The following is a 16,803-nucleotide window of genomic DNA, read 5'->3' on the forward strand; positions in this document are numbered from 1 at the left end:
ATCTCCCATCGTCACCAGTGGATTGACGGTCTATCATAGGATTCCAGACCGATCGGTGCGGGGGGACGGAGCCGGGAGTCCGCGACAGCGCGGGGGCTCCGTGCCGCCCATATACCCGCCGCAGTACGGCCTGTCGAAAGGCACCGCTCTGCTCGCCGAACCGCCCGGCCCCTCGGAGCAGCACCGCACCGCGACCCCGAGCGAACCGCCTCCTCTGGTCCCCCCTGCCCGCGTGCCCCACCACCGCCTGGCACCCACGGCGGCGGCCGTGCTCGGTTCCGTACTCGACCTCCACCTCACCGGCGGCCACCTGGTCGGCGCGGTGGCCCCCGAGTTCTGCGACGCGGCCTCGGTCTACCTGCTGGAACGCTGGCTCGCCGAGGACGCCGCCCCTCCGACCCCCGACGCCCCCGCCATCGAGGCCCGCCGCCTCGCCGTCCGGGTCGGCGCCGACGCCTCCGAGGACTGGGGTGGCATCTTCCCGATAGACGAAGTGGTGGTCTTCCCCCGGGACACCCCGTACGCCCGCGCGCTGGCCGACGGACGCCCCCAACTCCTCGGCGGCGTGGACCCGCACACCGCCGACCGGCTCACCCGGTCCGGCCGTGGCGACACCCGGATCGACGGGCTGCTGCGAACCGCCTCCTTCCTGGTCGTCCCGCTGCTGCTGCGCGGCACGGCGGTGGGGTTCCTGGTCTGCACCCGAGGCCCCGGCGCCCGCTCCTTCGACCGGGTGGACATCGCCGCCGCCGAGACCCTGGCCGCCCGCGCCGCCATATCGCTCGACAACGCCCGCCTGTACGAGCGCGAGCGGCGCACCGCCCTCGCCATCCGCAACAGCCTGCTCCCCGCAGCGGCCACCTCGGCGCCCGGCTGCCGGGTCGCCCACGCCTACCAGCCGGCCGGCTCGGCCGGCGTCGTCGGCGGCGACTGGTTCGACGTCATGATCCGCCCCTCCGGCCGGGTCGGACTGATCGTCGGCGACGCCATGGGCCACGGGCCCGAGGCCGCCGTCGCCATGATCCAGCTCCGCACCGCAGTCCGTACCCTGGCGGCCCTGGACACCGCCCCGCAGGAACTGCTGCGCCACCTGGACGCGCTGGCCGCCGACACCCCCGGCGCCTCCTTCGCCACCTGCCTGTACGCGGAGTGGGACCCCGCCGCCGGCCTCTGCACCCTCATCGGCGCCGGACACCCGCCGCCCTTGGTCCGGGTGGGCGGCGGTCGCACCTCCGTCGTCTCGCTCAGCGCCGGACTGCCGCTCGGGCTGGGCTCCTGGGCGGCCGAGCCCACCGTGCTCCCGATACGGGAACCGACGCTGCTGCTGCTCTACACCGACGGCCTGGTGGAGAGCCGCCACGAGGACATCGACATCGGCATCCTCCGCCTGGCCCACCACCTCAACGCGGCCCGTGGCACCCCGCAGGCGATCTGCGACACCCTGCTGCGCCTCACCGCCGACCGCGCCCCCGCCGACGACCGCACCCTCCTCCTGGCCGAACTCTCCCCGCCCACCTGACCACCGCGCCCCGGGCCGGACAAGCCGACGGACTTCAGAGGCGATGGGGCCGACCGAATGCGCCCGGCCGCGCCCGGCCGCTCGGGTCGGCGGCTTGGAGGGGTGGCCGGGCTGGTCGGGTTGCCAGACCGTGTGCGTGAACCGGTGGGCGGGACCGCCGAATTGGCCCTGCCCCCCGACTGCCCGACTGCCCGACTGCCCGCCCGGGCCGGGGTGGGTCGGCTCGGGTCTGGCGTGTCGGTGTATGGCGGAGCGCCGTCCCCTGCAAGGCCGTGTGCGTGAACCGGTGGGCGGGACCGCCGAGTTGGCCCTGCCTGCCCCGACCGGTGGTTCGGCCGGCCCGGGGCCGGTCGGGTCGGGGCGTGACGGACCGCCGCTCTGGCCGCGCTGGCCCTGGGCGGCGGTCCGGGTGGTGTGGGCGGGTCAGTCCAGGCCGAGTACCGAACGCAGCGCCTCGCCCAGCACCCGCTCCGGATCGGCCGCAGCCGAAGGCGAACGCCAGGCCACAAAGCCGTCGGGCCGCACCAGTACCGCCCCGTCCGCCGCCGTGCCGTGCAGTTCCGCCCAGTCCGCGCCCGGCTCCGGCGCCAGATCGTGGTCGGGGCCGCCGCCCACCAGGTAGCGGTCCAGCGGCACCCCCGCCGCCGAGGCCGCCCGAGCCCCCGCCTCGTGCCACGCCTGCCCGGTCGGCCCGCTCAGCAGCACCATGGACCGCTCGTACAGGTCGAGCGTGGAGAGCCGCGTCCCGTACCGGAAGCACCACTGGTGCGGCGCCCGGGTGCCCGGCTCACCGCTCTGCCGGAACCGCTCGGGCAGCACCGGCTCCGCCGGGTCGGCACCCACCAGCGCGCCCGAGGGGTACCGGTAGCCCAGCACCACCCCCAGCACATTGCCCCGCCGCCCGGTGCCCGGCGTCACGTCGTACCCGGGGTGCTGGTGCTCCGCCGACCGCGCCGACGCCCGCGCACTGGTGGCCACCGCCACCGGACGCCGCTCCGCCTCATAGCTGTCCAGCAGCCCCGGCCCCGCCCAGCCGCCCAGCACGGCGGCCAGCTTCCACGCCAGGTTGTGCGCGTCCTGGATCCCCGTGTTGGAGCCGAAGGCCCCGGTCGGCGACATCTCGTGCGCCGAGTCCCCGGCCAGGAAGACCCGCCCCCAGCCGTACCGCTCGGCGACCCGCTCGGCGGCGTGCCAGGGCGCCCGGCCGGTGATCTCCACCTCCATGTCCGGGATGCCCGCCGCCGCCCTGATGTGGCGGATGCAGCGCTCGTCGGTGAAGTCGTCCAGGGTCTCGCCACGGTCCGGATGCCACGGCATGTGGAAGACCCAGTCCGCCTCGTTGTCCACCGGCAGCAGCGCCCCCTCGCCCTCCGGGTCCGTCAGGTAGCAGACGATGAACCGCCGGTCGCCGACCGCGTCCGCCATCCGCTTGGCCCGGAAGGTGACCGAGACATTGTGGAAGAGGTCGCCCGGCCCCTCCTGCCCGATGCCCAGCCGCTCCCGTACCGGGCTGCGCGGCCCGTCGGCGGCCACCAGGTAGTCGGCGCGCACCGTACGCAGCTCCCCGCTGCGCCGGTCCTGGACCACCGCCGTCACCCCGTCGGCGTCCTGCTCGAAGGAGAGCAGCTCGGTACCGAACCGGACGTCGCCGCCCAGGTCGCGGGCGCATCGCAGCAGCACCGGCTCCAGGTCGTTCTGGCTGCACAGGCACCAGCCGCTGGGGGAGAACCGGGCCAGCGCGCCACCCGGGTCGATCTCCTTGAAGAGCCACTCCTGCGGGCCGCCGGTGAGCGTCCCGACCTGGAGGATGCCGTGGTTCTCGGCCAGCACCGACGCGGCCTCCCGGATCAGCGGCTCGGCGCCCGCCGTACGGAACAGCTCCATGGTGCGCACATTGTTGCCCCGCCCGCGCGGATGCACCGAGGTGCCCGAGTGCCGCTCCACCACCAGGTGCCGCACCCCGAGCCGGCCCAGGAAGAGGGAGGTGGACAGCCCCACCAGGGAACCGCCCACGATCAGGACCGGCACCCGGTCGTCGATCTTCGGATTCATCATCACTCCAGGGAGCGTGCGGGGGGCGTCCGGGACACCGCATCCGGACCCGGGACGCATCGCCGCCGTCGGCGACGCCTTGCTTCTCCATGCCCGTTTCCCGACGGTCGGTCACGGTGTTCGCCCATATGGCCGCCGGGCGTCGCCGCAACCAGGACACGGGGTGACCATCGAATCCGGGCCGGGCGACGACCCGGCCCCCTACCGGCTTCCTCGAAGGGAACGTGCATCATGACCGCCCTGTCCGAAACCCAGGAGTCCCCGCCGTCCGCCGACCGTGACACCACCCGCCTGCGGGTGGTCCTGCTCTGCGATGTCAACGATGGCCAGCAGCAGCGCTTCCTCGACGCCTACGAGCAGATCCGCCACCAGGTGGCCGACATCCCCGGCCACATCAGCGACCAGCTCTGCCAGTCCATCGAGGAGCCCACCAAGTGGCTCATCACCAGCGAGTGGGACAGCGCCTCCCGCTTCCTCTCCTGGGTGGACAGCGCCGAGCACCGCGAACTGGTCAAGCCGCTGCACGGCTGTGTCCGCGACACCCGCTCGCTGCGCTTCGCCATCGCCCGGGAGACCCCCGAGCAGCCCGCCGGCCGGTCCAGGGCCGCCGCCGCCCAGGGCCGTCCCGCCGCTGCGGGACCGCAGCCCGGCGGACTGGTGCGCCATGCCCTCACCTTCACCGTCAAGCCCGGCAGCGAGCAGGACGTCGCCGAGATCCTGGCCGGCTACCGCTCGCCGCGCGCCCGGGTCGACGAGAACACCCGGCTGCTCCGCACCTCGCTCTTCATGCACGGCAACCGCGTGGTGCGGGCGGTGGAGGTGGAGGGCGACCTCGCCGCCGCGCTCCGCCATGTCGCCCAGCAGCCCGAGGTACGCGCCGTCGAAGAGGCCGTCAACCCCTACCTGGAGGAGCCCCGCGACTTCGCCGACCCGGCCTCCGTCCGCTCCTTCTTCGCCCGCGCCGCGCTGCCCGCCGCCCACCACGCCGAGGCGCCCGCCGCCGCCCACGGCGAGCTGCGCCGCCGCGCGCTGCTCTACCCGGTGCGCCGGGGCTGCGCCCAGGTCGCCGCCAAGCTGCTGGCCGGGCATGACGACCAGGCCGTGCAGGACCCGGCGAACCCGCTGGTCCGCTCCACCGTCTTCCAGCGCGACGACGTGCTGGTGCGGATGGTCGACCTGCGCGCGGACCTCCCCGAGGATCCGGCCGTCGCCGCCGGTGTCGGCCGGGGCCCGGCCGCAGCGGAACTCACCCACCTGCTGGAGCCCGGCGAGGACCTGCTGCTCTCCACGGCGGACGGCCTGAAGCGCTTCCTCGCCGACTACGACCTGGCGCTGGTCACCGACCGCAGCTCGGCCCAGGAGTCCTGACCGCGCAGCCGACGCACCCCGTACGACCGCCACCTGACCGACCGCCACCTGGAGGCAACGCCCATGACCACCACACCACCACGCATCGTGGACCTGCACGAGATCGAGCCCAACCGCCGGCGCGGCGGTGACCTGCGCGCCATGCTGACCCCCACCACCGTCGGAGCGACCAGCGGGTTCATGGGCGTGGCGATCGTGCAGCCCGGCGAGCGCATCGGAGAGCACTACCACCCCTATTCCGAGGAGTTCGTCCATGTCGTCTGCGGCGCCCTCGAAGTGGACCTGGACGGCGTCGCCTACCCCCTCGCCCCCGACCAGGGGCTGATGATCCCCCGCAATATGCGGCACCGCTTCCGCAATGTCGGCCGGGTGGAGGCCCGGATGGTCTTCCACCTCGGCCCGCTGGCGCCGCGCCCCGAACTCGGGCATGTGGACACCGAGGAGACCGAAGCCGCCGGGGCCGGCGGCCCGGCCTCCGCCGTGGAGGCCCGAGCGTGACCCGGCGGGTTGCGGTCACCGGGCTGGGCGTCGTCGCTCCCGGGGGCGTGGGCGTGCCGGCGTTCTGGGACCTGCTCACCGCCGGGCGTACCGCGACCCGCGGTATCACGCTCTTCGACCCCGAGGGGTTCCGCTCCCGCATCGCCGCCGAGTGCGACTTCGACGCGGCGGCGTGCGGAGTGGACCGGCAGCGCGCCCGACGTGCCGACCGCTATGTGCAGTTCGCCCTGGCCGCCGCCGGTGAGGCGCTGCGCGACTCCGGGCTGGAGACCGCCCGCGAGGACCCGTGGCGGATCGGGGTCTCGCTGGGTACGGCGGTGGGCGGCACCACCCGGCTGGAGCACGACTATGTCGAGGTCTCCGGCTCCGGGCAGCGCTGGGGGGTGGACCACCTGCGGGCCGGACCCCATCTGCACCGGGCCTTCTCGCCCAGCGCACTCGCCTCCGAGGTGGCCGAGGACATGGGCGCCCACGGCCCGGTGCAGACCGTCTCCACCGGCTGCACCTCCGGCCTGGACGCCGTCGGCTACGCCTTCCACGCCATCGAGGAGGGAAAGGCCGATGTGATCCTGGCCGGTGCCTCCGACTCGCCGATCTCGCCGATCACGGTGGCCTGCTTCGACGCCATCAAGGCCACCTCCACCCGCAACGACGACCCGGCGCACGCCTCCCGGCCGTTCGACGCGGAGCGGGACGGCTTTGTGCTCGGCGAGGGAGCTGCGGTGCTGGTACTGGAGGAGCTGGAGCACGCCCGGCGGCGCGGCGCCCGCGTCCTCTGCGAGATCCGGGGCTTCGCCACCTTCGGCAACGCCTACCACATGACCGGGCTGACCCGGGAGGGCCTGGAGATGTCGCACGCCATCGACACCGCGCTGGCGGACGCCCGGATCGACCCGGGCGACATCGACTACGTCAACGCCCATGGCTCGGGCACCCAGCAGAACGACCGCCATGAGACCGCCGCGGTCAAGCGGTCGCTGGGGGCGCACGCCTACGAGACCCCCATGAGCTCCATCAAGTCCATGGTGGGCCACTCGCTGGGGGCGATCGGCGCGATCGAGCTGGCCGCCTGCACCCTGGCGCTGGCCCGGGGCGTCGTACCGCCCACCGCCAACTACGAGACCCCCGACCCCGAGTGCGACCTCGACTACGTGCCCCGTACGGCCCGCGAGGTGCCGCTGCGGACCGTGCTCTCGGTGGGCAGCGGGTTCGGCGGCTTCCAGTCGGCGGTGGTCCTGGACCGGGGCAATGGGAGGACAGCATGAGCAGCGAACGCCGCGCGGTGGTGACCGGCATCGGGGTGGTGGCCCCGAACGGCATCGGCGCCGACGCCTTCTGGAAGGCGACCCGGGAGGGCGTCGCGGTCCTGGACCGGGTCACCAGCGAGGGTTGCGAGGAACTGCCGCTGCGGGTGGCCGGCGAGGTACGCGGCTTCGACCCGCAGGAGGCGGTGGAGCCCCGGTTCGTCGTGCAGACCGACCGGTTCAGCCACTTCGCCATGGCCGCCGCCGACCTGGCGCTGGCCGACGCCGGACTGGACACCCACGGCGGAGCGCCCTTCGACATCGGGGTGGTCACCGCAGCCGGCTCCGGCGGCGGTGAGTTCGGCCAGCGCGAGCTCCAGCAGCTGTGGGGCAAGGGACCCCGGTTCGTCGGCCCGTACCAGTCGATCGCCTGGTTCTACGCGGCCAGCACCGGTCAGATCTCCATCCGAGGCGGTTTCAAGGGGCCCTGCGGGGTGCTGGCCAATGACGAGGCCGGCGGCCTGGACGCCCTCGCGCACGCCCGCCGGGGCATCCGGCGCGGTGCGCGGGCGGTGGTGGTCGGCGCCGCCGAGGCTCCGCTGGCCCCGTACTCGGCCGTCTGCCAGCTCGGCTACGAGGAGCTGAGCCGGTCCGAGGACCCGGCCCGCGCCTACCTGCCGTTCACCGCCGACGCCTGCGGGTTCGCCCCCGCCGAGGGCGGCGGGATGCTGGTGCTGGAGGAGGCGGCGGCGGCCCGCGAACGCGGCGCGACCGTCCGCGCCCTGGTCGCCGGGCACGCCGCCACCTTCACCGGGACCGACGGCTGGCAGCGGTCCCGCGACGGGCTGGCGCACGCCGTCCGGGCAGCCCTGGACGAGGCGGGCTGCGCGCCCGAGGAGGTCGACGTGGTCTTCGCCGACGCGCTCGGCGTCCCCGAGGCCGACCGCGCCGAGGCCCTGGCACTGGCCGATGTGCTCGGCCGGCGTGCCGCCCGCGTCCCGGTCACCGCGCCCAAGACCGGCATCGGCAGGGCGTACTGCGGCGGACCGGTGCTGGACGTGGCCGCCGCCGTACTGGCCATGGAGAGCGGGGTGGTGCCCCCCACGCCGAACGTCGTGGACATCTGCCACGACCTCGACCTGGTGACCCGCACCGCCCGTCCCGCCGAGCTGCGCACCGCCCTGGTGCTCAGCCGGGGACTGATGGGCTGCAACGCCGCACTCGTACTGCGTCGGGGCAGCGGCACCGACCGGCCGTGACCGGGGCGCCCGCGCCTCTGCCCAACGGCCGCCACCTGCGAAGGAGAACCCTCTGATGAACGAAGCTCTGACCTTCGACGAACTGGCCTCGCTGATGAAGTCCTGCGCGGGTGTCGCCGTCGACCCCGGAGAGCTGGAGAGCCGGCCCACCGCGACCTTCGAGGAGTTCGGGCTGGACTCGCTCGGCCTGCTCGGGGTCGTCGCCGCGCTGGAGAACCGCCACGGCACGCCGATCGGGCCGGGCGCCGAGTCCTGCAAGACCCCGCACGAGTTCGTGGCCCTCGCCAACGACCGCCTCACCTCAGGAGTCTGAACCATGACCGCACGCGTCGGACACACCGACAACGAGATCGTCATCGCCGCGCCCCTCGCCCTCACCTGGGAGATCACCAACGACCTGGAGGCGTGGCCGCAGCTGTTCAGCGAGTACGCCGAGGTGGAGGTGGTCCGGCGGGAGGGGCGGAAGACCACCTTCCGGCTCACCATGCACCCGGACGAGAACGGCCAGGTCTGGAGCTGGGTCAGCGAGCGCGAGCCCGACCCGGTCACCCACACCGTCACCGCCCGCCGGGTCGAGACCGGGCCGTTCCGCTTCATGGACATCCGCTGGGAGTACCAGGAGGTGCCCGGCGGCACCCGTATGCGGTGGATCCAGGACTTCGCCATGAAGCCCGAGGCGCCGGTCGACGACAAGGGCATGACCGAGCACATCAACCGCAACTCGGTCGTCCAGATGGAGCTCATCCGCGACAAGGTCGAGCAGCGCGCCCGTGAGCTGGGCGCGGACCCGGCCGCCGCCGTCACCGGCTGACGCACCGACCGCCCGGCCCCGGCCCCCGGGCCCGGCCGACGGCGGACCACTACGCCGTCGGCCGGGCCCGACCCGACACTCTCCGCTTCCGAGGAGGCACCCACCGTGTACCGATCTCTGATCGTCGCCCGTATGAAGCCCGACGCCGCCCCCGACATCGCCGAGGTCTTCGCCGCCTCCGACCGTGGCCAACTGCCGCACCTGATCGGGGTGCGCGGCCGCAGCCTGTTCCAGTTCGGCGAGGTCTACCTGCACCTCATCGAGGCCGACCGGCCGCCGGGCCCCGAGGTGGCCAAGTACGCCGGCCACCCGGAGTTCCGGGACGTCAGCGAGCGGCTCCAGCCGTTCGTCTCCGCCTACGACCCGCTGACCTGGCAGGAACCCAAGGACGCCATGGCCCGCGAGTTCTACCGCTGGGAGCGTGACCGGACCGCGTGATCGGCCCCGCCGGCGACCCCTACTCGGGTACCACGCCGTCGAAGGCGTGCAGGTAGGGGTTGACCGGGCGGACGTCGCCGACCTTCAGCCCGGCCTCCTCCATCAGCGCCACCAGGCTGTCCTGGGTGTGCTTGCGGCCTCCCACGTTCAGCAGGAGCAGCAGGTCCATGGCGGAGGTGAACGGCATCGAGGCGGTCTCGTCCACCAGGTTCTCGATCACCAGCACCCGCGCGCCCGGCCGGGCGGCGGCGACCGCGTTGTGCAGGGTCGCGCGGGTGGAACGGTCGTCCCACTCCAGGATGTTCTTGATGATGTAGAGGTCCGCCTGCACCGGGATCTCCCGGCGGCAGTCGCCCGGCACCAGGTCCACCCGCGAGGCCAGCGCGCCGCCGTCGCGCAGCCGGGGGTCGGCGTGGGCGATCACGTCGGGCAGGTCCAGCAGGGCGCCGCGCAGGTCCGGGTTGCGCTCCAGCAGGCCCGCCAGCACATGGCCCTGGCCACCGCCGATGTCGGCGACCACGGAGACGCCCCGCAGGTCCAGCAGCTCCGCGATGTCCTGGGCGGACTGCCGGCTGGAGTGGGTCATCGCCCGGTTGAAGACCTCCGCCGACTCGGGCGCGTCCTCGTGCAGGTAGCTGAAGAAGTCCTTGCCGTGCAGTTCGCCGAAGACATGGCCGCCGCTGCGCACCGCCTCGTCCAGCCGGGGCCATGCCTCCCAGGTCCACGGCTCGGTGGTCCAGAGCGACACATAGCGCATCGAGCGCGGGGTGTCCTCGCGCAGCATCCGCGACATCTCGGTGTGGACGAACCGCCCCTCGCCGTCCTCGGCGAAGACGCCCTGGCAGGTCAGCGCGCGCAGCAGGCGGCGCAGCGCCTGCGGGTCGGCGTCCACGGCGGCGGCCAGCTCGCCGGCCGTGGTGGGCGTGTCGCCGAGCGCGTCGGGGACGCCGAGGCGGACGGCGGCGCGGACGGCCGCCGCCGAGGCGGCGCTGAAGGCCAGTTCGCGCAGTCGCATGGCTGCGGACGGGGTGGCGGTCGCCGGGCTGTCCATGGGGGACCCCTTTTCTACGTGGGAGGAGGTGCCTGCTGGGAGGAGCTGCCTGTCGGGAGGAGGCGTCCGCTGGCAGGAGGCACCTGCTGGTGGAAGGTTTCTGCGCTGGTGGAGGCGGCGAGCGGATGCGCCGCCTTCCACGGTCGCCGACGCGGGCGGGCGCGGCCGAGTGGCGCGGCCGGGCCCCGGTGGGGACGACCCGAATGGCCGTCGCCCCGGCGGCGCACCCCCGGCAGGCCCGTCTCTCCACTGCCGCCTGACAGGGGAGAAGGCCCCATGGCGGATGGCCCCGCCGCCCGGTCTCCGGTGCGGCGGGGCCATCCGCGCGGGCGGCTACCGGGCGCGGTTGACGGCGGCCGGGACGGCCCGGACCGAGGCGGTCAGCAGGGAAGTGCCCCGGCGCGCGCCCCCGTGCTTGGCGAGCTGTGCGCCGCGTTCGTCCCCGCGCTGCGGCAGGGGTCGGCCGGCCTGGCCCGGGACGTCGGCCGCACCCTGCACACCGAACCGGAGCGGACCCCGGCCCGGTGCCGCGCGGTCAGGACGCCCGCCAGCCCAGCCAGCGGGTGACCTCGACCGCGATCACCGCACCCGCCGGGGGCCGCTCCCGGTACTGCGGGTACTTGGCGCAGAGCAGCGCCACGGCCCGTGCCCGCAGCACCGGATCGCCGTCCGCCGGGACCACCCGGGCCCGCCCCCGGGCCTGCGCCCACCAGAGCAGCGCCCAGTCCTCCTGGTAGCCGCCGTCGGCCAGCAGGCAGACGGCGGGGTTGGCGGCGATGTCGGCGAGCCTGCGCAGCCGGGTGGACCGCTTGGGCTTGTGGTCGACGGCCGTGACCACGGTGTCCCCGTCCACCGCGAAGACCACCGGCACCAGATGCGGGCGGCCCTCCGCGTCGGCGGTGGCCAGCCGGGCGATCCGGCAGGCCGCGAAGCAGACCCGCGCGCGGGGCGGCTCCAGGCTCGGCATCGGACGCCGCCCGGACCTCAGCGGAAGCGGGCGGCGGTCTCCGCCAGCCCGTCCAGGTCCTCCAGGGTCTCCTTCTCGGGCCGGGTCGGCAGATAGAGCAGCACCCGCTCGACCCCCAGCTCCCGATACCCCTCCAGGTCCTCCGGCCGCTCCTGCTGCGCCGCGTACACGGTGACCGGCACCGGGCGCCCGGCCGTCTCGCGCAGCCGCTCCAGCTGCGGGCCGAGCTCCTGCGGCGACCCGCTGTTGGCCAGCCAGGCGTCGCCGTACTCGGCGATCCGGGCGAAGGCGGCCGCTCCGCCGCCGACGTAGATCGGCGGATGCGGGCGCTGCACCGGCTTGGGCCAGCTGAAGACCGGGTCGAAGTCCACGAACTCCCCGTGGAACTCCGCCTCGTCCCGCGTCCACAGCTCGCGGATCGCCCGTACCCGCTCGTCGGCCAGCCGACCCCGGGTGCGCGGGTCCGTCCCGTGGTCCCGCATCTCCTCGCGGTTCCAGCCGATCCCGATGCCGAACACCGCCCGCCCGCCCGACACCACGTCCAGCGAGGCCACCTCCTTGGCCGTGGTGATCGGGTCGCGCTGGACCACCAGCGCGATCCCGGTGCCCAGCAGCAGCCGCTCGGTGACGGCGGCGGCTGCGGCGAGCGCCACAAAGGGGTCCAGCGTCCGGTAGTACATCCGAGGCAGCTCGCCGCCGCCCGGGTAGGGGGACTCCCGGCGCACCGGGATGTGGGTGTGCTCGGCGATGAAGAGCGAGTCGAACCCCCGCTCCTCCACCGCCCGGCCCAGCGCGGTCGGGGCGATGCCCTCGTCGGTGATGAAGGTCGAGATCCCGAACTTCACGGCGGCTCCTTCGATGGTCGGTCACCGGCTGCTCCCTGCACCCTGCCGCCTACCCCGCGCCGCGCCACCCGATCCCGGAGCGGGCGCCGGCCGGGCCCGCGGATACCGTGGACCGGTGCGTACCGTGGAGCTGACCTGCGACCCTGCCTTCGACGAGGCGGTGCGCGCGGTGTGGGACCGGCTGGCCGAGGCAGGGCTGCCCGGCCTGAGCCTCAACACCCATCCCACGCACCGCCCGCACCTCACCCTGGCGGCGGCCGGCAGCTTTCCGCCGGGCGCGCAGGAGCGGATCGACGCGCTGCTGGCCGCACCGGCGCTGCCGCTCCAGGTACGGCTCTCCGGGCTGCTCTCCTTCAGCGCCCGCAGCCGCCGCCGGGTGCTGTCCTGGGGCGTCGTCCCCACGGCCGAGCTGCTGGCGCTGCACGGCGCGGTCTGGCGGGAGCTGGCGGACGCCGAGGAGCCGCACCCCTTCTACCTGCCGGGACGCTGGATGCCCCACCTGGGCCTGACCCGGCGGATGGAGCCCGACCAGCTGATCACCGCCCTGGAGGTGCTGGGCAGGCTGCCCGACCTGCCCGGCGTACTGGACGCCGGGCGCAGCTACGACACCGAGACCCGGCAGACCGTCCCGCTCGGCGCGGGTTGAGCCCTCCCGCCGGGCGAGGGCTGAACCCTCCTCGGCCGACTCCGCATCCCCGGTGGCTGCGCGGGTACGCCGTGGGTATGCGGGCGGGCGCGGGAGAGGCCCGCCGCCGACTGCGGAGGCGGAGGCTGCCATGACGGTTCACCCGCACTCCTCCGGCTCGGCTCCCTCCGGACCGGTACCCTCCGGCGGTGTCCGCCTCGGGCGGGCGGACGGACGCTGGGTGCTCGGCGCTGCGGTCATCGGGTCGGGGATGACCCTGCTCGACTCCACCGTGGTCAATGTGGCGCTGCCCACGCTCGGCGCCGACCTGCACGCCTCCCTCGCGGGGCTCCAGTGGACCGTCAACGGCTACACCCTGACCCTGGCCGCGCTGATCCTGCTCGGCGGGTCGCTGGGGGACCGCTTCGGCCGCCGCCGGATCTTCGTCGTCGGCACCGTCTGGTTCGCGGTCGCCTCGCTGCTCTGCGGGCTGGCACCGGGCATCGGCCTGCTGATCGCCGCCCGGGCACTTCAGGGCGCCGGGGGAGCGCTGCTCACCCCCGGCTCGCTCGCCCTCATCCAGGCGTCCTTCGCCCAGCGCGACCGGGCCCGGGCGATCGGCGTCTGGTCCGGGCTGGGCGGTATCGCGGGCGCGCTGGGGCCGCTGCTCGGCGGCTGGCTGGTGGACGCGGTGAACTGGCGCTGGGTCTTCTTCATCAATGTCCCGCTGGCCGCCGTGGTGGTGGCGATCGGGGTGACGCATGTCCCGGAGAGCCGGGACGAGACCGCGACCGGCGGCTTCGACTGGCTGGGCGCGCTCTGCGCCGCGACCGGTCTCGCGGGGGTCACCTATGCGCTGATCGGGGCGGCCGAGCCCGGGGCCGACCCGGCGGTGATCGCGGTCACGGGTGCGGTCGGCGCCGCCGCGCTGGCCGCCTTTGTGCTGGTCGAGCTGCGCAGCCGGCACCCCATGCTGCCGGGGTCGGTCTTCGCCGAGCGGCAGTTCACCGCCGCCAATGCGGTCACCTTCGCGGTCTATGCGGCGCTCGGCGGGGTCTTCTTCTTCCTGGTGCTGGACCTTCAGATCCAGGCCGGTTTCTCCGCGCTCAAGGCCGGTTCCTCGCTGCTGCCGATCACGGTGATCATGCTGGCCCTCTCGGAGCGGGCCGGACGGCTCGCGGAGCGGATCGGGCCCAGGATTCCGATGACGGTCGGTCCGGCGGTCTGCGCGGCGGGACTGCTGCTGATGACCCGGATCGGCACCTCCGCCGGCTATCTGTCCGATGTGCTGCCTGCGGTCGCCCTCTTCGGCCTGGGGCTGGCCACGACCGTGGCGCCGCTCACCGCGACCGTGCTGGGTTCGGTGGCGCAGCGGCACGCCGGGATCGCCTCGGGGGTCAACAACGCGGTGGCGCGGGCCGCCGGGCTGATCGCGGTGGCGGCCCTGCCGCTGGTGGCGGGGCTCTCCGGCCGCCACTACCACGATCCGGTGGCCTTCGGCCGGGCGTTCCACTCCGCGCTGCTGGTCTGCGCCGGTCTGCTGGTCGCGGGCGCGGTGCTGGCCTGGTGCACCATCCGGTCGGATGTGCTGCGGGAGGGTCCCGAGGGGGCTGGCGGCGAGGGTCCGGTACCGCCGCCGCCGGGTCGGCGGCACTGCGCGGTCGGCGCTCCTCCGCTTGAGCCGCCCGCCGACCGGTCGCGCTGACCGGCAGCAGGCCGGTGGTGGTGACCGGTCGCGGCACGCTCGGCGGTTGGGCGTGCCGCGACCGGGGTCTGGGTCAGCCGGTCAGCTGGTCAGCTGGTCAGCCGGTGGGGACGGTCCACTTCTGGTTGGCGCCGCCGGTGCAGGTCCAGATCTGGAGCGGGGTGCTGTTGGCGGAGGTGTTGCCGGTGACGTCGAGGCACTTGTTGGCCTGCGGGTTCACCAGGTCACGGCCGAAGGAGTAGACCCAGCGCTGGGCTCCGCTGCCGTTGCAGTCGTACAGCTGCACCCTGGCGCCGTCGGCGGTGGAGCCGGAGGCCACGTCCAGGCACTTGCCGAGCGCCCGGACCGAGCCGTCGGCGGCCATGGTCCACTGCTGCGCCGTGGTGCCGTTGCAGTCGTAGAGCTGGACCTGGGTGCCATTGGCGTTGCTGGCGGCGGCGACGTCCACGCACTTGCCGGCCAGGCCCTTGATCGCACCGGTGGGCGTACCGCCGCCACCGTTGTTGCCGCTGTCCCAGGCGTAGGCGCGGACGTAGTCGACGGTCATCTGCTGGGGGAAGCTGGTGCTGCCGTCGGGCGAGCCGGGCCAGGAGCCGCCGACCGCCAGGTTGAGGATGAGGAAGAACTGGTGGTCGAAGACCCAGCGGTTGCCGCCGGCGTCGGCGGGGGTGCGGGTCTCGTAGACCTGGCCGTCGATGGCGAAGCTGATCGAGCCGGGCGCCCAGTCCACCGAGTAGGTGTGGAAGTCATCGGCCAGCGCGCGACCGCCGGGCAGGGTGTAGCCGCCGGTGAGCGGGTTGCCGCCGGAGTAGCCGGGGCCGTGGAGGGAGCCGTGCACGGTGCCGGGCTCGCTGCCGATGTTCTCCATGACGTCGATCTCGCCGTTGTTGGGCCAGCCGACGCTGCCGATGTCATTGCCCATCATCCAGAAGGCCGGCCAGATGCCCTTGCCCCGGGGGATCTTGATCCGGGCCTCGAAGCGCCCATACGCCTGGGTGAAGGTGCTCGCGGTGTTCAGCCGCGCGGAGGTGTACTGACAGGAGCCGTACCAGCAGTTGTAGCCGCCGGGGTTCTCCTTGCGGGCGGTGATCACCAGATGGCCCTGGCCGTCCAGGGCGGCATTGGCGGCGCCGGCCGTGTAGTACTGGAGCTCGTTGTTGCCGTTGCCGCTGCCGCCGGTCTCGTTCCGCCACTTGGCCTGGTTGGGGGCGCTGCCCGCAGGGCCGTCGAACTCGTCCGACCAGGTCAGCCCGCCGACGGCGGCTGCGGCGGGGGAGGCTCCCGGGCCGAGGGCGCCGGCGGCGATGCCGAAGGCCGCGATGACGGCCAGGAGCAGCAGCATCAGGGGGTGGCGCCGGGGTCGTCTCCGGACGGTCTGTTCCATGTCTCCTCCTGGCCGGTGAATGCGATTGTCGAGTACCTGACAGGCAAATAGTTCGCCTCTTAGTTCGCGCCGTGATTCAACTCCCGGTCTGTGGTGGCGTCAAGCCTCTGGTCTGTACCAGTGCGACGTTCTCCGGACATGGTCGATCGCATCACATAACGGATCGTGGGATTCCGGTCATTGTCGGCCATTCCGGCGCGTCGCGGGCGCTGCCCACCGACCTGATGCCTGACTGTCCCTCATGCCGGACGAGCGGAGAGACCGGCGTCCGATGTCCGGTAACCACGCCCCGAGGAGTGACCGCCATGCGCAACCGCCTGCGTACCACGCTCATCACCGCCGCCGGCCTGCTGGCCGCCACCACCGGACTGGCCTCCGCCGCCCCGGCCGGGCTCTACCCGCCGAGCGCCCTGGTGCTCACGCTCAGCCCCGGCGGCGGAACCGACCCTGACGCCTCCGTCGCCCGGGCGGTGACCCTCAGCTGCGCCCCGACCCCGTCCGGTACCCACCCCGCCCCGGAGCAGGCATGTGCCCTGCTCGCCCGGAGCGGCGGCTCCTTCGCCGCACTCCGCGGCAGGCAGCGCCGCTGCCCGGCCACCGCCGACCCGGTGACGGTCACGGCCGAGGGCGTGTGGCGCGGCAGGCAGGTCTCCTACCGGGGGTCGTTCGCCAACCGCTGCGTACTGCTCGCCGCCCGTGGCCCGGTCTTCGACTTCTGACCGCCCCCGCTGCGCCGCCTCCGCTGCGCCGCCCCCGCCGTGTCGCCTCCGTGCCGTCGTGGCAGGCGCCGGAGCGGCGGAGGCATGCTGGAAAGGTCCAGACGTTCCGCTCCCGATCCCCGAGGGAGGCCGCGATGTCCCAGCCGGAGCCACCCGTCGACGCGCCGGAGGCCGCCGCCGACGAGACGGGCGAACCGCTCGTCGAGGACACCACATCGGAGCAGACCGCCCACGCCCAGGACCACTCCCAGGCCGAGGGCGACGATTTCGAGGAGTGATCACTGCGGGCGTCCGGCCCCCGGGACGCGTATTCTGCCG

At 74.0% G+C, this 16,803-nt stretch carries 18 protein-coding genes; 12 read left to right on the top strand and 6 right to left on the bottom strand.

Annotation, left to right across the window (positions count from 1 at the left end; all coding sequences use genetic code 11):
* Positions 1-232: 232 nt before the first annotated feature.
* Complete coding sequence (locus tag C7M71_RS28830) at positions 233-1,519, top strand: PP2C family protein-serine/threonine phosphatase (protein WP_229758987.1); 1,287 nt, start codon at positions 233-235, stop codon at positions 1,517-1,519.
* A gap of 423 nt (positions 1,520-1,942) precedes the next feature.
* On the opposite strand, the gene C7M71_RS28835 is transcribed toward C7M71_RS28830, so the two are convergent.
* On the bottom strand, positions 1,943-3,571 hold the full coding sequence (locus C7M71_RS28835) for an FAD-dependent oxidoreductase (RefSeq protein ID WP_111490861.1): 1,629 nt from the start codon (positions 3,569-3,571) through the stop codon (positions 1,943-1,945).
* Positions 3,572-3,802: 231 nt separating this feature from the next.
* Between C7M71_RS28835 and C7M71_RS28840 the strand changes: the two genes are divergently transcribed.
* From C7M71_RS28840 to C7M71_RS28870, 7 genes are all read left to right on the top strand, one after another.
* Positions 3,803-4,939: a SchA/CurD-like domain-containing protein gene (locus C7M71_RS28840; protein ID WP_111490860.1), complete on the top strand. Its 1,137-nt coding sequence runs from the start codon at positions 3,803-3,805 to the stop codon at positions 4,937-4,939.
* A 63-nt stretch (positions 4,940-5,002) separates the two neighbouring features.
* Positions 5,003-5,437, top strand: coding sequence for a cupin domain-containing protein (locus C7M71_RS28845; protein WP_111490859.1), 435 nt, complete (start codon positions 5,003-5,005; stop codon positions 5,435-5,437).
* Positions 5,434-6,702, top strand: coding sequence for a beta-ketoacyl-[acyl-carrier-protein] synthase family protein (locus C7M71_RS28850; protein WP_111490858.1), 1,269 nt, complete (start codon positions 5,434-5,436; stop codon positions 6,700-6,702). The genes C7M71_RS28845 and C7M71_RS28850 overlap by 4 nt, the downstream gene beginning before the upstream one ends.
* A complete protein-coding gene (locus C7M71_RS28855; protein WP_111490857.1) occupies positions 6,699-7,940 on the top strand; it encodes a beta-ketoacyl synthase N-terminal-like domain-containing protein in 1,242 nt (413 codons plus the stop codon). The genes C7M71_RS28850 and C7M71_RS28855 overlap by 4 nt, the downstream gene beginning before the upstream one ends.
* Before the next feature lie 55 nt (positions 7,941-7,995).
* The gene (locus C7M71_RS28860) at positions 7,996-8,253 is read left to right on the top strand and encodes an acyl carrier protein (RefSeq protein ID WP_111490856.1); all 258 of its coding nucleotides are present in this window, start codon (positions 7,996-7,998) and stop codon (positions 8,251-8,253) included.
* 3 nt (positions 8,254-8,256) lie between these two features.
* The gene (locus C7M71_RS28865) at positions 8,257-8,751 is read left to right on the top strand and encodes an SRPBCC family protein (protein ID WP_111490855.1); all 495 of its coding nucleotides are present in this window, start codon (positions 8,257-8,259) and stop codon (positions 8,749-8,751) included.
* Between the two features lie 105 nt (positions 8,752-8,856).
* Positions 8,857-9,189 carry a TcmI family type II polyketide cyclase gene (locus C7M71_RS28870; protein ID WP_111490854.1) on the top strand — a complete coding sequence of 111 codons (333 nt, stop codon included), beginning with the start codon at positions 8,857-8,859 and terminating at the stop codon, positions 9,187-9,189.
* Between the two features lie 19 nt (positions 9,190-9,208).
* On the opposite strand, the gene C7M71_RS28875 is transcribed toward C7M71_RS28870, so the two are convergent.
* The 4 genes from C7M71_RS28875 to C7M71_RS28885 form a co-directional block, all read right to left on the bottom strand.
* Positions 9,209-10,240 (bottom strand): acetylserotonin O-methyltransferase, encoded by a 1,032-nt coding sequence (locus C7M71_RS28875; protein ID WP_229758988.1) that lies wholly within the window; start codon positions 10,238-10,240, stop codon positions 9,209-9,211.
* 333 nt (positions 10,241-10,573) lie between these two features.
* Positions 10,574-10,738: a hypothetical protein gene (locus tag C7M71_RS30880; protein WP_162824443.1), complete on the bottom strand. Its 165-nt coding sequence runs from the start codon at positions 10,736-10,738 to the stop codon at positions 10,574-10,576.
* Positions 10,739-10,775: 37 nt separating this feature from the next.
* Positions 10,776-11,207 carry a TIGR03668 family PPOX class F420-dependent oxidoreductase gene (locus C7M71_RS28880; protein ID WP_111490853.1) on the bottom strand — a complete coding sequence of 144 codons (432 nt, stop codon included), beginning with the start codon at positions 11,205-11,207 and terminating at the stop codon, positions 10,776-10,778.
* 17 nt (positions 11,208-11,224) lie between these two features.
* A complete protein-coding gene (locus C7M71_RS28885) occupies positions 11,225-12,052 on the bottom strand; it encodes an LLM class F420-dependent oxidoreductase (RefSeq protein ID WP_111490852.1) in 828 nt (275 codons plus the stop codon).
* A gap of 115 nt (positions 12,053-12,167) precedes the next feature.
* On the opposite strand from C7M71_RS28885, the gene C7M71_RS28890 reads away from it, so the two are divergent.
* Positions 12,168-12,698, top strand: coding sequence for a 2'-5' RNA ligase family protein (locus C7M71_RS28890; RefSeq protein WP_162824446.1), 531 nt, complete (start codon positions 12,168-12,170; stop codon positions 12,696-12,698).
* 130 nt (positions 12,699-12,828) lie between these two features.
* Positions 12,829-14,382, top strand: coding sequence for an MFS transporter (locus C7M71_RS28895; RefSeq protein WP_111490850.1), 1,554 nt, complete (start codon positions 12,829-12,831; stop codon positions 14,380-14,382).
* A gap of 97 nt (positions 14,383-14,479) precedes the next feature.
* Here the strand turns inward: C7M71_RS28895 and C7M71_RS28900 are convergent, their stop codons facing one another.
* On the bottom strand, positions 14,480-15,766 hold the full coding sequence (locus C7M71_RS28900) for a glycoside hydrolase family 16 protein (RefSeq protein ID WP_111490849.1): 1,287 nt from the start codon (positions 15,764-15,766) through the stop codon (positions 14,480-14,482).
* A gap of 305 nt (positions 15,767-16,071) precedes the next feature.
* Between C7M71_RS28900 and C7M71_RS28905 the strand changes: the two genes are divergently transcribed.
* Both C7M71_RS28905 and C7M71_RS30885 read left to right on the top strand, forming a co-directional pair.
* Positions 16,072-16,485 carry a subtilase-type protease inhibitor gene (locus tag C7M71_RS28905; RefSeq protein WP_111490848.1) on the top strand — a complete coding sequence of 138 codons (414 nt, stop codon included), beginning with the start codon at positions 16,072-16,074 and terminating at the stop codon, positions 16,483-16,485.
* A gap of 134 nt (positions 16,486-16,619) precedes the next feature.
* Positions 16,620-16,763: a hypothetical protein gene (locus C7M71_RS30885; RefSeq protein ID WP_162824448.1), complete on the top strand. Its 144-nt coding sequence runs from the start codon at positions 16,620-16,622 to the stop codon at positions 16,761-16,763.
* Positions 16,764-16,803: the final 40 nt, after the last annotated feature.

It is taken from the genome of Peterkaempfera bronchialis, assembly GCF_003258605.2.
Lineage (GTDB): Bacteria > Actinomycetota > Actinomycetes > Streptomycetales > Streptomycetaceae > Peterkaempfera > Peterkaempfera bronchialis.